The following is a 15,807-nucleotide window of genomic DNA, read 5'->3' as shown; positions in this document are numbered from 1 at the left end:
GCGCCATGACGACAACTATGGCAAAAGGATTTCTACTGCTAACTCGAAGTGCAGCAGTTTTGACGCTGATTGTGATCGCATTGGGTGCGTACACTCGTCTGGCAGATGCAGGTTTAGGTTGTCCTGATTGGCCCGGATGCTATGGACAATTGATCGTCCCAAGCAGCGACGCCGACGTATCGCTGGCAGAAGCTAAGTTTCCTGAGCGGCCTGTTGAAGCGGATAAAGCGTGGCTCGAAATGATCCATCGTTACGCGGCTTCGACATTGGGGCTGTTTATTTTAGCGATAGGTTTTCTTGGTTGGAAAAATCGTGAGCAAGTGGGAGTAACGTCGCTGTCGTTGGTGGTTTTGGTGTTGCTACAAGGTGCCTTGGGCGCATGGACAGTCACGCTCAAGCTGATGCCGGTGATCGTTATGCTTCACCTTCTTGGCGGATTTACCATATTTTCGCTACTCATTCTGTTGCACAATCAATTAATGAAAGTTCGTCCTGCAATTAAGTCCGCTGCGCGTAATGTGTTGTCGACTGAGTTAGCGTATCCCAAGCTTACCCGCTTGCGCCACTGGTCTGCAGCAGCGTTAGTGGTATTGGTGATTCAAATTATGCTTGGGGGGTGGACCTCGTCAAACTACGCTGCACTGATGTGTACTTCGCTACCAATATGTAATGGAGATTGGATCAGCTATTTAGACTTTAAGAACGCATTCACATTGGTATTGGGGCACGATAATTACGAGTACGGCGTGTTGGAGTACCCTGCCAGAATGACAATACATGTTACTCACCGCATAGGCGCAGTGATCACTACGCTCGTTTTTGGCTTTTTTATCTTGAGGCTGTTTCAGTTTGCCACAGCGCATAAGCAGCCCAACATCGCCGTTTGGGCACTACTACTTCTGTTGTTACTTTTAACTCAGTTGGGCTTAGGCATTATCAACGTGGTAATGAGCCTTCCGCTTCTTAACGCTGTCGCGCATAACGTAGTGGCTTCATTGCTTTTAGTGACTACAGTTACTACGTTGTTTCAGGTTCGTGCACTGCAGCGCTCACTCACGCTAACACCTCAACGAGCTGCGGATAATAGCTCAACAAAAAATACCGCCGTGCAAACACCGGAACAAAAGGAGATGTCCCATGGCTAAATCAACAACGATGCCCATTATGTCAACACAGGTTTCGTCGAATTGGCGTAGCTATTATCAACTTACAAAACCCAAAGTAGTGATGTTGATGCTTGTTACGGCACTCGTTGGGATGTGCTTAGCTGTGCCAGGCGCGTTACCACCGGTAAAAGCGGTAATGGGGTTAATAGGTATAGGGTTAATGGCGGGCTCGGCTGCTGCACTTAACCATCTTATTGACAGACGAATAGACGCAATTATGGCAAGAACCCATAAGCGTCCGTTGCCTTCCGGGCAATTGAATACCGCCAGAGTATTTACCTTTGCAGTCAGTATTGGGGTTATGGGATTCATAGTGCTGGCGCTTTGGGTTAATCCATTAACCGCCTGGCTGACCTTTGCCAGTCTTATTGCGTATGCTGTGATTTATACTCAATACCTTAAAAGGGCGACACCCCAAAATATTGTTATCGCAGGTATTGCTGGTGCTATGCCACCACTGCTTGGTTGGACAGCGGTAACCAATGAACTTCACGCTAACGCGTGGTTACTGGTAATGATCATCTTTATCTGGACCCCACCTCATTTTTGGGCACTGGCGATCCACCGTCGTGATGATTACGCCAAAGCGAACATTCCAATGTTGCCGGTGACCCATGGAATCGCCTACACCAAAACCAGTATTTTGTTGTACACGGTGTTACTGTCATTGATCTGTTTCTTGCCTTATTTGGTCGGCATGACAGGTGACCTTTATTTGGTCGGAAGTAGCGTTTTAAATGGCGGCTTTGTGTACCACGCTTGGAAACTGAAATACGCCGCTACAGAGAAAAGTGCGATGGCCACATTTAAGTTTTCCATTATTCACTTGCTGCTGTTGTTTGTGTGCTTATTGGTCGATCATTACGTGATGTTGTGGCAACTTTAAGACGGTTTGCAGTAGGTAACTAAAGTCTTAGTAAAGAGACGGTACTGGTGCAGGTTTTTCCATAGAGTGGGCATATAATTTATGCATGCTTACGATACTGAGTACGTCGATCTTTCCATGATGTACTCAAAGGCCCTTTCAACTGAAACGGTGAAAGAGCATGACGTGGAACATGGACGCTATGCACAAAACCAAAAACATTTTGTTTGTAATGAACTGGCCCGACAATACTGGGCTAATGCTAAAACGAGCGCATCAAACCTACGAGCACTTAGCTCAAAGTTTGAAGCAGTTTGATATTAGCTGTTTTATCGCCTACCCAGAGGTTTTTCAGTCCTATTCAGGTTGCGCGCTTAATGTCGTGCAGCTCGATTGCAACGACTTCTTCGGAAAAAGGGCCGAAATTAAGTCTTTCCTTAAACAAAATTGTATTGGTACTATCGTCTATATCGACCCCCCATTGATATGGGCCGCTAACCCATTTTTTAGAGCTTGGGGCGTAACGCCTATAGCCTATGTTCGATACTCACATGGGTTTGTGCATATGCGAGATTACACCCCAAGAACCATCCTTAAAAGAGCGGTTCATGAGATTGGGTTGTTTTCAGCATCAAAATACATCGCTATTACGCGCATCGGGCAATCAAAATTAACCTCCTCTGTTGGTATCCCGCAGCGCAAGGTCACTTATATTCGCAACGGAATAGATTCGTCTATTTTCCCGATCGAAGTCCGCAAAGAATCAATCTCAACAGTTAAGAACATTGTCAGTGTGTTTCAACTACGCCCCCAGAAAAATATTTTCTTTTTGTTGCGTGTGATTCAGAGCTTATCTAAGCGGCGCAATGATATTTGTTACACTCATGTAGGCGGTGGCGAACAACTTGAAGACGCTATTGCTTACGCGAAAGAGCTAGGCATTGAGGACCGGTGCGAGTTTGTTGGGGCCAGTGATAATCCCATTAAATATATGCGTAAAGCCGATGTGTTTATTCATGCTAGTTTGAATGAAAATTGCTCGAATGCCATCACTGAAGCTATGGGGTGTGGTACCCCTGTGGTGGCTGTCAAGAGTGATAGTGCACTAGAACAAATCACACCTGAAATAGGCGTTGTTGTGGATGATTTGGATGAAGAAAAGTACACCCAAGCGATACAAAAGTATCTGGATGATCCACTCGCGAGACAACAAGCACACCTGCGGGGACCCGAGCGTGCACGCAACAATTTTTCTATTGATAGTCAATCGCAAGGGTTAGAAAGGCTACTACTGCAAACATTGTCTTAGAACAGGAGTGCCTGTGTGGCACTTAGAAGCGTTCCTGAACCTGTGGCGACGCATTTGTGTAGAAACTTAGCGTTACCACATGGATGTTGTGTAAAAAAATTATTATCAAGGAAGTACAACATGATTCAATCAATTATCGAGAAAATACGCTCAATACCACATCGAATTGAACGAGCTCGATTTAAAAAAATAGTGCAACGGGTGTATGACACGCCGCCGGTGGAGGTGACTCCAGACGCAGATCTAATTGTCGTCTCTCAAGTGCACCATAAAGCGGTAGAAATGTCGTTGCTTTCTCTAAAGACCTTCCTATCTAAGTTTGACGAATGCGGTCTTGAATTAATTGACGATGGAAGTTTAACTGCCGACGATATCGAGGCATACCGCAGTCATTTCCGCGGGGTTAAGATAATCCCAATTTCTGACGTTGAACTTATGGGGTGCCCACAAGGTGGTACATGGGAGCGCTTATCCTATGTGGTGCAAAGGAGCCAAGATAAATATGTCATCCAATTAGACTCAGACACGCTTACATTAGGTGATGTAGACTTTGTGAAGCAAAAAATCACCAGCAATAAACCTTTTCTAATTGGCGGACCAAATTACGCCGAGCCTGTTGATGCCTTAGCAATGGCTAAGCTCGCCACTTCATGGAATAGCACGCATATTCAAGGAACGAGCGAGTCTCATCTAGATAAACTGGTGCCTAAATATATCGATCACTATGTGCGCGGTTGTTCTGGATTTACGGGTTTTCCCAAGCAGGGTATTACCCAGCAAGTCATGAGCAGTATTTCTGAAATCATGGAGTCAGCAGTAGGCAGCGATAATTGGCGACGTTGGGGGACTGAGCAAGTGACGAGTAATATATTGCTGTCGACATTTGACGATGTAGAAATCGCGCCTTGGCCTGCGTACCAAAATTATGGCTTTCCTTTTGTCGATAACGAAAAAGATACACCTACATTGGTTCACTTCATTGGCACACACAGACACGCAAACGATTATTATCGAATGCTGGCATACATGTGCATTAATGATCTTTTCGAATCTAAATCGGATCAAGAGTTTGTTTCTGTTAGTGACTGAGCAACCGAGAAAATGTCAGTCGCTATGTTGGAAACACATCAAAGGAGTGAGAGAACTTAATCTATGTCTAATACTGCCAAGGTAGCATTCGTATACTTGACAAATAACCCGAGTAAAACTCGTAAAAATGTCAAAAAACTTAAACAGCAGCTATCAAAATTAGACAATGTTGAATTATTCATTTGTGGTTATGGAACTCGTGCTGCTCAAACAGAGTTTGAAGGTATCCCTTTCTACACATGGGATGAGACGCAAGCTCTTGGGCTAGAATTTTTATCTAAGCATCGGTTTGACAGCTCGGGTAAGCTGATCTTCATTCCGGGAAATGCAGATTATAATCACCTGCTTTTTTATCGCCAACACTCAGAGTTCGATTACTATTATTTTTGCGAAGATGACGTAGTTTACACCGGTTGCATGTCCGAGCTTGTCACCGAGTTGCAAACGCAAGATGCGGCACTTCTCTGTACTCATAAAGCACGCTCGTTTGCCGATTGGAAATACGCCAACATGTTTGTGTTTGGGGAATATAATAGTGACTTGCCCAAGTACTTAGCGTTTTTACCCTTTAATCGCATCTCCAATGAAGCGTTTAAGAGCATTATTCATGCTTACAGCAAAGGTCTAGGTGGCCACTTCGAGATGACGTATCCCTATATAATGCAGACAGAAGGACTCGAAATTCTCGACATAGGAGGAAGCGGCGAGTTTGTTACGTCAGAATTTCGGGATAAGCACTACTTAGGCTATAGTCAAAATGGTCAACAATTTGGGACGTTTATTTGTAACCCGGCTTTTTTTGCCGCAGGAACACAAACAAATTGTTTGTATCATCCAGTTAAAGCACCAAAAGAGGTTCTATTTACCCGTTGGCGCAGATTACGTTCTATCTTTGATTACTATCGGAGCAAGTTCTTTAAATAGGCTTAGTCGGTCGTTTCCCAAATTGTGATTTCCGTAGAACTTGGCACTTCAAACCAAGACCAGAACATGTCTAGCATTTCGGGGGTCATCTCGTATGCCTTATCTCCTCGCTCCTGATTGCGTGCTACTGCTCGTTTTTGACAGGTTTCATAGGGGACGTCCAAATAGACAAACTCGTACTCTAGCTGGTTTTCGGTGGCCCAGCGTTTAAACTCGTCTCTCTCTTGCTTGTTCCAAAATCCAAAATCAAAAATCACAGGTACATCCAATGACAATAGCTGCAATGCAGACTGCTTAAACAGCTCTTGTAGGGTGTGCAGGCGTTGATCAAAGATCTCTCGCTCCATATGCTCGCCATACAAAGGGATCATCCATTCGTCAACACTGTAGCGGTAGGCTTTTTTTTGCTCTGCCAATTGATTGGAGTAGGTGGTTTTTCCTGAGCCAATAAATCCGCAAATAAAGTAAATTGTTGCCATTCTGTGTTCCTTAAAAAATGCTGCGACACCGCGATAGCTAGGTTGTCATTGAATAGACATAGAGAGTTCACAAAAACGCAACCTCTATGGAAAGAAACTGTCACGTAAAGTTCTCAGTATATTGGCAAACGAAAAAAGCGAACCTTCGTTCGAAACTCCGTTAAAACCAAAGGGAATAAACGATGAACAAGCTATACGTAGCAGGACTGCTATCTGCAACACTTTCAACAGGTGCATTCGCCACTACCGAAATTACTTGGTGGCATGCGATGGGCGGTCAGCTAGGTGAAACAGTCAATCAAATCGCGACTGATTTTAACGCGTCTCAGGATGAGTACGCAATTACTCCTGTTTATAAAGGTGATTACACCGAAACATTAACGGCAGGTATTGCAGCATTTCGTGCAGGTGAAGCACCAAACATTCTGCAAGTGTTTGATGCTGGAGCTGCGACTATTATGAATGCTCCTGGTGTGGCTAAACCTGTACAAGATATAATGGTTGATTCTGGCTACTCGTTTAGCTCAGACAACTACTTTGCAGGTGTTCGTAATTTTTATGCGGACAACCAAGGTAAAATGGTCGGTATGCCATTTAACAGCTCAACACCAGTGCTGTACTTTAACAAAGATATGCTAGAAAAAGCGGGTGTTGATGCGCCTAAAACTTATGAAGAGCTTGAAGTTGTTGCTGAAAAACTAAAGCAGCAGGGCTACGCAAGCTTTTCTCAGTCTCTTACGCCTTGGATCATGTTCGAAAACTTTAAGTCTCGACACAACCTACCTTTGGCAGACAAAGAGAACGGGTACACAGGATTGCCAACTAAAATCATGTTCAACACCGACGACATGCAAATGCACGTGGCGAAACTAAAAGAGTGGTCAGACAAAGGCTACTACAAATATTACGGCAGCGATTGGGATGCAAACCAAACCCCATTTGAGCGCCAAGAAGTGGCTATGTGGATGGGTTCATCAGGTTCATTTGGTGGGTTGCGTAATCGCGTTGAATTCGACTTTGGTACTACTTACCTACCATACTGGGAGTCGGTAGCAAAAGAAGGCAGTCACACCTTTATTGGTGGTGCGGCACTGTTTGCCCTAAGCGGCCATGACACCAAGCAAGATCAAGCAGTAGCAGCATTCTTTGCGCATCTTACTAAACCAGAAACGCAAATGTACTGGCACAAAACTACCGGTTATGTCCCTGTTACAAACGCGGCCTACGAGATGACGAAAGCATCTGGCTACTACAACGAATCACCTGACGCAGAAGTGGGTGTGAAGCAATTGAGCTTACCAGCAGGCGAGTGGACAAAAGGGTATCGTTTAGGCTTTTACCCACAAATCCGTGAAGTTATGCATCGTGAGTTCGACAACATCTTTGCTGGTCGCTCAAGCGTAGAAAACAGCTTGGATAAAGTAGAGACAGAAAGTGAGCGTTTGCTAGAGCGCTTTGCTCGCACAGTGCAGTAACCACTGCTCTCGTCTCGTGCAGGTTGTTTGCTTAACGTAAATAATCTGCCTAGGTTGGGGTAGGGAAACCTGCCCCAATTCATACCAACCAAAGCCATTACCTGATCATTTTTGCTAGTTAATGTCACTGATAACGGCGTTAAAGATTTTGTAGATAGAACCACTGTTTACGACCATCTTTGCCTTGTTCTCAGCGATTTATTCAGCGCAATTTTCTGATTAGTTAATGACTTCGATTGGTATCGTTTATTTCTATTCGTTGTATTGAGTACTACTGTGATCCGTCGACAACAATTTCAGCATTCCCCAATCAGTTATGCCTTGCTACTGCCGCAAATCGCCATTATTGCGGTCTTTTTTGTTTACCCTGCAGCACAAGCGGTATACCTCTCGTTCATGCTAGAAGATCCCTGGGGTATGTCCTCAACCTTCGTTGGTATGGAAAACTACCAGATCCTTCTCGAGTCGTCCGACTATATTGATTCGGTAATTTTTACCGTCTTTTTTGCCATTACAGTGTCGTTTTTATCACTTGCATTAGCACTGTTGTTGGCGGTAAAAGCAGACAATGTTTTGCATGGTAAAGGGCCGTATCGAGTTACATTAACCTGGGTGTACGCCGTTGCTCCCGCTGTCGCTGGCATTATGGGTAGCTTCTTGTTTAACCCGCATATCGGCGTGCTCACCGACTTTTTCGATTACATGGGTTGGAGCTTTAGCTTTCAAACCGATCCTGTAGATGCCACCGTCGCATTGATCCTTGTTTCAGTATGGAAGCAAGTGTCGGTCAACTTTATCTACTTCTTAGCGGGATTGCAGTCGATTTCTTACGCAGTCCGAGAAGCGGCAATGCTTGATTGTGTCAGTGACAATCGACGCTTTTGGACCATTACTTTTCCTCTGCTGGCACCGACTGGGTTTTTCTTATTGGTTATCAACCTAACCTACGCGTTTTTTGACACCTTTGGGGTAATAGACACCATGACCTCTGGTGGCCCTGGCGGGCAAACAACATCGATGGTTTACAAAGTGTATCGCGATGGGTTTGTTGGCGCAGATTTAGGGGGGAGCTCAGCTCAATCGGTTGTTTTGCTGCTGCTGGTGCTCATGCTTACGTATATTCAATTTCGCGTTGTTGAAAAACGCGTTCACTATTAGTCGAGGAGACCACAATGAAAAGACACGCATGGTCTGATCATCTAATACTGATTGCGGGTGTGCTATTTATGATCACCCCTATCTGGCTTATTTTCGCCAGCTCAACACACGATCCAAATACTATTATTTCGGATGGGTTGCAGTGGACGATCGGCGACAACCTTATTGGCATTTATCATGAAGCTTGGACCAATAGTCTTGGGTTTTCCGGAGCGGTGACCGCTAAAACCATGATGATCAACTCGATGATTATGGGGCTGGGTTTTGCTATTGGTAAAATTGTTATCGCGATCACTGCGGCGTATGCACTGGTGTACTTTAGACTCCCTTACGCCACGCTGTGGTTTTGGCTTATATTTGTCACGTTACTACTACCGCTTGAAGTTAGGATCATTCCTTCCTACGAAGTCGTCGCCAAGCTAGGTATGTTGAACAGTTATTCTGGATTGGTGTTCCCGCTCATTGCATCCGCAACCGCCACTTTTTTCTTTCGTCAGTTTTTTCGAACCGTTCCTGATGAACTTCTCGAAGCTGCTCAACTGGATAATGCGGGACCATTTCGCTTTCTGATCGACATTTTGATGCCACTGTCTCGCACTATGATGGCGGCAATTTTTATCATTATGTTTGTTGATGGTTGGAACCAATATCTATGGCCCATCATGATGACGACTGACGAAAGCTACAACACCATAGTGATGGGTATAAAACAGATTTTGTCTAACATCAGCGAAACCAGTTTACCCCGTTATGACTACGCCTTCGCGATGGTGATTTTAGCAATGCTCCCCCCGATTTTAGTTGTGATTATTTTTCAACGCTGGTTTGTTAAAGGGTTGGTTGAAAGTGAGAAGTAGACAAACAGACCCCCTCAAAGACATGGAAAAGACCAACGTTAAACCACTCAACCCAATTGCTCGTAGACGGTCAGTTAAGAACCCTTCGAACATGCAAAGAACCACAATGGAGAACACAATGTTAAGCCTTCAACAACTAAAAAAGACCTATGAGAACGGACATGTCGCAGTAAAAGGTGTCGACATCAATGTTGAACAAGGTGAATTCATCGTCTTGGTAGGGCCATCTGGTTGTGGTAAGTCGTCAATATTGCGCTCAATTGCAGGTTTAGAAGCCATAACTGGAGGCGAGATTCATTTAGCGGGTCGACGTGTGGACAAAGAAAAACCGGCGTTGAGAGACATTGCGATGGTATTTCAAAACTATGCTCTCTACCCACACATGACAGTCTACAACAACTTGGCTTACGGATTGAAAAATCGTGGTGTTGACAAGGCAGAAATTGATCAGAAAATTCAGGATGTTGCGAAGCTTCTAAAAATTGAAGAGTACCTAGAGCGTAAACCGGCAAAACTGTCGGGAGGGCAGAGACAACGGGTTGCTATGGGGCGCGCGATTGTTCGTCAGCCTAAGCTATTTTTGTTTGATGAGCCATTGTCTAACTTAGATGCGGCGTTGCGAGCGCACATGCGTTTAGAAATTAAGAAACTGCAGCGCAAAACCGGCATTACTAGCGTGTATGTGACCCACGATCAAGTTGAAGCCATGACATTGGCGGACCGAATAGTGGTGCTAAATGGTGGGGTGATTGAACAAATAGGTACGCCTTCAGAGGTGTATCATCAGCCGGCGAGTATGTTTGTCGCAAGTTTTATTGGTAGCCCAGCGATGAACTTCTTAGACGCTCAAATGGTGACAAATACACTCACCTTAAACAAGCAGACTATCGACTTGAATGGTGTCATTTCAACAGAAAATGGCCCAGTAACCGTGGGGATTCGCCCAGAAAGTGCAAGCCTAGAGCCAATAGATAACAGCCTTCAGATGAGCATGGACGTATCGGTCATAGAGCCTCTTGGTCCGAATCAATTAGTGCACGGAAAGTGGATGGGGCAAACTTTGACTATAGTGACCCCCGAAGTACCCTTAGAAATCAATCAGCCTCTAAAGTTTATTGTTGCTAAGCGCCACTTACATCTGTTTGACCGCGATAAAAAGCGCGTACATGTTGAACGGGAAGTATTCAATGACGCGAAGAGCATGGCTATTGCATAGCCGCATCTTGAATCTCTTGGTGCAGTTGACGTAACGGCATCAAGTCATAGCCCATAATCCAATGCATCACGTGGACAAAACGCCCGTGATGCAAAACTTAATAAAAATAGTTATCATTAACTATTGCAATAAATTGTAACCTTTTTATAATCCCCTGAAACAAATGATAACAATTATCACTTAACTTCACTCAGGGATTGAAACATGCAAACATTTTCCACAGCCCAATTGGTTGGTGTAGGTCTAACCGCAACTCTAAGCTCGACATTTGCGCTTGCAGCGCCAACGGTAACGAGCGAACAAGTTATCACGCATTACGCTGATTTGGCTCATGCTGTCTATCAAGATTCTCGCATCACAGCTCAAGCGCTACAAAACCAAGTAGAAGCATTTGTTGCCAACCCATCGGCGATGGCTCTTGAAGAGACTAAACAAGCATGGTTAAAGGCAAGAGTTCACTATCAACAATCTGAAGTGTTCCGTTTTGGTAACGCCATCGTTGATGATTGGGAAGGGCAGCTTAATGCCTGGCCTTTGGATGAAGGCTTGATCGATTATGTCGATGCCGACTATCACTTTGAAATGGGTAATGGCGGAGCAACGGCAAACATTATTGCTAATCAGCAGCTTCAAGTCGGTGGCGATGTCATCGATGTGTCAACCATCACTCCCGAGCTGATTGCCAGTCTAAATGAAATTGGTGGCTCAGAAGCAAACGTCGCATCGGGTTATCACGCGATCGAGTTTTTGCTGTGGGGCCAAGATCTCAATGGAACTAATGCCGGCGCAGGTAATCGCGCTTATACCGATTTTGTAGTAGGTGAAAGCTGTACCAATGGGGCTTGTGATCGCCGTAGCGATTACCTTACTGCGGTGACTCAGTTATTGGTGGATGATCTAAAGTGGATGGAGGCTCAGTGGAGCCCAAACCAAAGCTCCAACTACCGTAGTGAGCTGTTGGCTGAATCAACCGATGAAGGCCTACGTAAAATGCTCTTTGGTATGGGTTCTTTGTCGCTGGGTGAACTGGCTGGAGAGCGCATGAAAGTGGCGTTGGAAGCGAACTCAACCGAAGATGAGCATGACTGTTTTTCGGATAACACGCACAACTCGCATTACTACAATGAGCAAGGCATCTACAACGTCTACACAGGCCTGTATATTCGTCAAGACGGCTCATTGCTAAGTGGCCCAAGCCTTCACGATCTCGTCACGCAAAACGATAAGCAGCAAGCTCAGCAGATTCAATCGCAGTTTGACAACACTCGTTCTGAAGTTCGTCAGCTCGTGTTTGCCGCAGAGCAAGGGCAGCACTTTGACCAACTGATTGCGTCGCAAAATCAGTCGGGTAATGAGATTGTAAATTCCGCCATCATCGCGTTGGTGCAGCAAACAGCTGCAATAGAGCAAGTCGCTTCTATCGTCGGAGTAGACAACCTAAGCCCTGATACCGCTGACCACGATTTCTAAACAAAACATCAATAAATTAGAGGGCTCTATATGAGCCCTTTGTGCGTTTTCATAATATATAAAAACTTCAGGAAGCATTCGTGACAATTCAATCCTCTGATTTTGTGTTTGCAACTCTTCAATCTGCTAAGTCTTCGTACTTTCGCTTGCATACAGCCGTTCCCAAATGGGCTCTTATATTGGGCTTAGTCGCTCCTATTGCTTCTGTTCATGCCTACGGTGAACAGTCCGGTGGTAAAACCACCACCAATAAGCAAGGGCACAACGCCTACTCGATGCCAGCGTCTAATCTGCCTATGAGTGCACGTCTGGACTTCAGCGTCGGCAACAGTTTTTTTCGCAATCCATGGGTGGAAGCACCTGCTTCTACCGATGCTCGTGATGGTCTCGGTCCGTTATTTAATACTAATGGTTGCCAAAACTGCCACATTAAAGATGGCCGTGGGCACCCACCAGAAGAAGGAGAAGAGCAAGCTGTGTCGATGTTAGTTCGACTCTCTATTCCTGCGTTAACCCTCGAACAAAAAAAAGAACTAATCCAGTCAGGGAATCTACCTGAACCAACCTATGGCGGGCAGTTACAAGACTTTTCAATTACTAACGCTACTCCCGAAGGATCGATCGTAATCGACTACACCAAAGTCGTTGAGACATTTTCAGATGGACACCAAGTTGAGTTACGAAAACCGCACTTAAGGATAGAACAGCTAAACTATGGCCCTATGCATCCCGATGTAGAAATGTCTGCCCGCGTCGCCCCACCTATGATTGGACTAGGCTTGCTCGAAGCCATTCCTGAAGCAACGTTATTAGCTTGGCAAGACATGGATGATGAAAATGGTGACGGGATCTCTGGCACACTGAATCAGGTATGGGATATTGAGCAGCAGGCTACCGTTATTGGACGATTTGGTTGGAAAGCCGGAATGCCAAGTCTAATGCAGCAAAACGCAGGCGCATTCAATGGTGACCTTGGTTTAACCAGTCGATTGTTTCCAAGCGAAAACTGCTCGGCGAAACAGTCAGTTTGTACCGACTTGCCCCATGGCGGTACGCCAGAGGTGAGCGACAAAATACTCGACTTTGTGGAGTTTTACTCGCAGCATTTAGCGGTTCCAGCTAGACGTAATGTAGACAATCCTTCGGTGAAGCTTGGACAAACCCTGTTCCAAAGCAGTGGCTGCGAGTCTTGCCATAAAGTGAATGTGAAAACCGCAAAAATCGCTGATCGTCCTGCTCTGTCTAAGCAAACTATACACCCTTACACCGACTTATTGCTTCACGACATGGGAGAAGGTTTGGCGGATCATCGTAGCGAGTTTATTGCTAATGGGCGAGAGTGGCGAACTGCCCCGCTATGGGGAATTGGCTACACTCAAGAAGTAAACCAACACACCTATTTCTTACACGATGGAAGAGCGAGAAACCTTATGGAAGCGGTGCTTTGGCACGGTGGGGAAGCAGAAGCATCCAAACAAACGGTATTGGCGTTTAGTGAGCGAGAGCGCGCGGCTCTGATTGATTTTCTATCGTCGTTATAAAGGGGCGTTGTTATGACATTACGAAACAGTAAAGCTAAGCCTATTTTGCAGGGTGTAGCGGCGAGTGTGGTATTAATTTTAGCCATTGGCTGCACAGCTTCGCAGGATGAAGCTACGGTATCTCAGCAGTATTCAACCAATGCGTTTAGCATGGATAACCGTTCGCATGTTAGTCAACCTATGTATCAGTTGCAGCACGCACGCTCGACCGAATTGTGGCACAAAGCATCAGCGCTTCATCACGCGGTGAATACTTGGTGCTTAGTAGAGCCAGAGGCCATCACTGAACCATGGCACAGTGCGATGGCCTCTTGGATGGCATTGCAAGGCCAAGAGCGAGGACCACAGCAAGCGTTGGAGCAAAACTGGTCGATGCAGTTTTGGCCAGATAAGAAAAATACCCTTGGTCGCCAAATGAGTGAACTGCTGAAAAATGAGCCCTATATAGACCCGAGTGAACTCGCTAATCGCAGTGTGACCGTTCAAGGGCTAGGCGCGGTAGAATGGTTGTTATTTGATCCTGCAGCGCAAGCCAGTTCAGCAGAGCAAAGGTGTGCATTGATGGCTTCTATATCGGCTCATACTGTGAGCACAGCTTCAACAATGGCGTCGGCATGGCAACAAAATCCATGGTTAGAGCTAGACAATCAGCGCTGGCAGCAAGAGATGTTTTCGATGGTTAACAACCAGTTGGATTTCATGCTAAAAAAGCTGTCATTGCCCTTAGCTAAAATAGGTAAGCCGAATCCTTATTTTGCCGAATCATGGCGCTCTCAAACGTCCTATTCAAATTTAAAGGCCAATCTACTACAACTTCAATCGACGCTAATGGTCGAGGGTGGCATTGTCTCGTCGCTAGAAGCGATTGACTCACCCGTTGCCTCTCGGATCACCGAGGCATTAGCACAAACCATAGAGCAATGGCCATCGGATGAATCACTGTTTGAACAACTACCGACTAAATCAGGTTATCGACAGGCGCTCAACGCCTTTAACCAGTTAGATTACCTAGACTACCTGTTAACCCAGGAGGCGTCTCAGGCGTTAGGTGTCACTATCGGATTTAACGCAACAGATGGTGACTAAGCGGTGTTGAATAGAAGAGAGCTGATACAAGCGATAGTCGGTGGGGTAGTGTTATCAGGTTCACTTGGATGCACATCATTGACCGCAAACAACGGGCTTCGTTCTACGTCGACTAATCTGTTAATTGGCAGCACCCAAAACGATCAAGGTGAACACGCAGTTACCGCCATTGATAGTACTGGAAAGATGGTGTTTCAAACGCCTCTTCGCGCTCGTGGGCACGGTTTCGCCCATCATGCTGAGCATAATCATCTCGCGGTGTTTGCACGTCGCCCTGGTCAGTATGTGGAGATCATTGATGCATACACTGGTCAGCAGATAACCACTATTGACGCAACCTCTAAGCGATTTTTTTATGGTCATGGTGTGTACTCTGAAGACGGTAGGCGCCTATTTGTCAGTGAAGGTGTTACTGAAACCTGCGAGGGTGTGATTGGGGTTTACGCGGCTGATAGTGATTATCGTAAAGTCGGAGAAATAGCGATTGATGGAATAGGCCCGCATCAAATTGCACGTTTGTCTGGAGATCGGTTGGTGGTTGCGGTAGGTGGGATCCATACAAAGGGGCGAGAGAAAACCAATTTAGATACCATGTCGCCTAGCCTTAATTATTATCATTTCGACGGTACGTTCATTGAACGCCAAAGCTTAGATCTTTCGCAACTGTCTATCCGCCATTTAGATGTTGCCGCTGACGACACTGTTTTTTTTGCCGTTCAATATCAAGATAACGATCCATTGTTCGAGCCTCTTGTATGGTCGCATCAACTAGGGAAGAAGCCAATGCCGTTGTCTGCGAGCGCAACTCAATGGCTTGATTGTAAGGGATATATCGGTAGTGTAATGACCAATAAACACTCAGTCATTGCAACAAGTCCTGTGGGGAATCAACTGTTAGAATTTGACCGCGGGACGTTAGCAATCAAAAGAGTCATCCAGATCCCTGATGTGTGTGGAGTTGCGACTAACGAGACCCAAGGGTTTGTGTCAACGGGGTTTGGGAATGTTGAGCAGATCCAGCGCGGTGTGATGCGTACCGTTCACCACTCTGCACTGAAGTGGGACAATCATCTCATTTGGGTGTAAATTATTATATACACTCCGTGTAAACTTTACTTTTTGCTGTTTTATTGCCTTTTGACTAAAAAAGTGTTTGCACATCTTGTTTTAAG

General features: G+C 45.5%; 14 protein-coding genes. 13 read left to right on the top strand and 1 reads right to left on the bottom strand.

Going from position 1 to position 15,807, the window contains the following annotated elements:
* Positions 1–5 precede the first annotated feature (5 nt).
* From JQC93_RS11935 to JQC93_RS11915, 5 genes are all read left to right on the top strand, one after another.
* A complete protein-coding gene (locus JQC93_RS11935; protein ID WP_236009520.1) occupies positions 6–1,145 on the top strand; it encodes a COX15/CtaA family protein in 1,140 nt (379 codons plus the stop codon).
* A complete protein-coding gene (gene cyoE, locus JQC93_RS11930; protein WP_205158674.1) occupies positions 1,138–2,052 on the top strand; it encodes a heme o synthase in 915 nt (304 codons plus the stop codon). Before JQC93_RS11935 ends, cyoE begins: the two co-directional genes overlap by 8 nt.
* 160 nt (positions 2,053–2,212) lie before the next feature.
* On the top strand, positions 2,213–3,340 hold the full coding sequence (locus JQC93_RS11925; RefSeq protein WP_205158673.1) for a glycosyltransferase family 4 protein: 1,128 nt from the start codon (positions 2,213–2,215) through the stop codon (positions 3,338–3,340).
* Between the two features lie 120 nt (positions 3,341–3,460).
* Positions 3,461–4,429 (top strand): hypothetical protein, encoded by a 969-nt coding sequence (locus JQC93_RS11920; RefSeq protein WP_205158672.1) that lies wholly within the window; start codon positions 3,461–3,463, stop codon positions 4,427–4,429.
* Between the two features lie 63 nt (positions 4,430–4,492).
* Positions 4,493–5,353 carry a hypothetical protein gene (locus JQC93_RS11915; RefSeq protein WP_205158671.1) on the top strand — a complete coding sequence of 287 codons (861 nt, stop codon included), beginning with the start codon at positions 4,493–4,495 and terminating at the stop codon, positions 5,351–5,353.
* Positions 5,354–5,355: 2 nt separating this feature from the next.
* On the opposite strand, the gene JQC93_RS11910 is transcribed toward JQC93_RS11915, so the two are convergent.
* The gene (locus JQC93_RS11910) at positions 5,356–5,832 is read right to left on the bottom strand and encodes an AAA family ATPase (RefSeq protein WP_205158670.1); all 477 of its coding nucleotides are present in this window, start codon (positions 5,830–5,832) and stop codon (positions 5,356–5,358) included.
* Positions 5,833–6,014: 182 nt separating this feature from the next.
* On the opposite strand from JQC93_RS11910, the gene JQC93_RS11905 reads away from it, so the two are divergent.
* The 8 genes from JQC93_RS11905 (at position 6,015) to JQC93_RS11870 (ending at position 15,721) form a co-directional block, all read left to right on the top strand.
* The gene (locus JQC93_RS11905) at positions 6,015–7,307 is read left to right on the top strand and encodes an extracellular solute-binding protein (RefSeq protein WP_205158669.1); all 1,293 of its coding nucleotides are present in this window, start codon (positions 6,015–6,017) and stop codon (positions 7,305–7,307) included.
* A 276-nt stretch (positions 7,308–7,583) separates the two neighbouring features.
* On the top strand, positions 7,584–8,465 hold the full coding sequence (locus tag JQC93_RS11900; RefSeq protein ID WP_205158667.1) for an ABC transporter permease subunit: 882 nt from the start codon (positions 7,584–7,586) through the stop codon (positions 8,463–8,465).
* 14 nt (positions 8,466–8,479) lie between these two features.
* Positions 8,480–9,322 (top strand): sn-glycerol-3-phosphate ABC transporter permease UgpE, encoded by an 843-nt coding sequence (gene ugpE, locus JQC93_RS11895; protein ID WP_205158666.1) that lies wholly within the window; start codon positions 8,480–8,482, stop codon positions 9,320–9,322.
* A gap of 91 nt (positions 9,323–9,413) precedes the next feature.
* Positions 9,414–10,538: a sn-glycerol-3-phosphate ABC transporter ATP-binding protein UgpC gene (gene ugpC, locus JQC93_RS11890; RefSeq protein ID WP_408068600.1), complete on the top strand. Its 1,125-nt coding sequence runs from the start codon at positions 9,414–9,416 to the stop codon at positions 10,536–10,538.
* Positions 10,539–10,742: 204 nt separating this feature from the next.
* Positions 10,743–12,008 carry an imelysin family protein gene (locus JQC93_RS11885; protein ID WP_205158664.1) on the top strand — a complete coding sequence of 422 codons (1,266 nt, stop codon included), beginning with the start codon at positions 10,743–10,745 and terminating at the stop codon, positions 12,006–12,008.
* A gap of 176 nt (positions 12,009–12,184) precedes the next feature.
* Positions 12,185–13,549: a di-heme oxidoreductase family protein gene (locus JQC93_RS11880; protein ID WP_328834607.1), complete on the top strand. Its 1,365-nt coding sequence runs from the start codon at positions 12,185–12,187 to the stop codon at positions 13,547–13,549.
* Between the two features lie 12 nt (positions 13,550–13,561).
* The gene (locus JQC93_RS11875) at positions 13,562–14,635 is read left to right on the top strand and encodes an imelysin family protein (RefSeq protein ID WP_205158663.1); all 1,074 of its coding nucleotides are present in this window, start codon (positions 13,562–13,564) and stop codon (positions 14,633–14,635) included.
* Between the two features lie 3 nt (positions 14,636–14,638).
* On the top strand, positions 14,639–15,721 hold the full coding sequence (locus JQC93_RS11870; RefSeq protein WP_205158662.1) for a DUF1513 domain-containing protein: 1,083 nt from the start codon (positions 14,639–14,641) through the stop codon (positions 15,719–15,721).
* Positions 15,722–15,807: the final 86 nt, after the last annotated feature.

Source organism: Vibrio ulleungensis (assembly GCF_016900875.1).
In the GTDB taxonomy this organism is placed as follows: Bacteria; Pseudomonadota; Gammaproteobacteria; order Enterobacterales; family Vibrionaceae; genus Vibrio; species Vibrio ulleungensis.
Note: the sequence above shows the minus strand (reverse complement) of the source record. Positions and strands in the feature narration are given on the sequence as shown.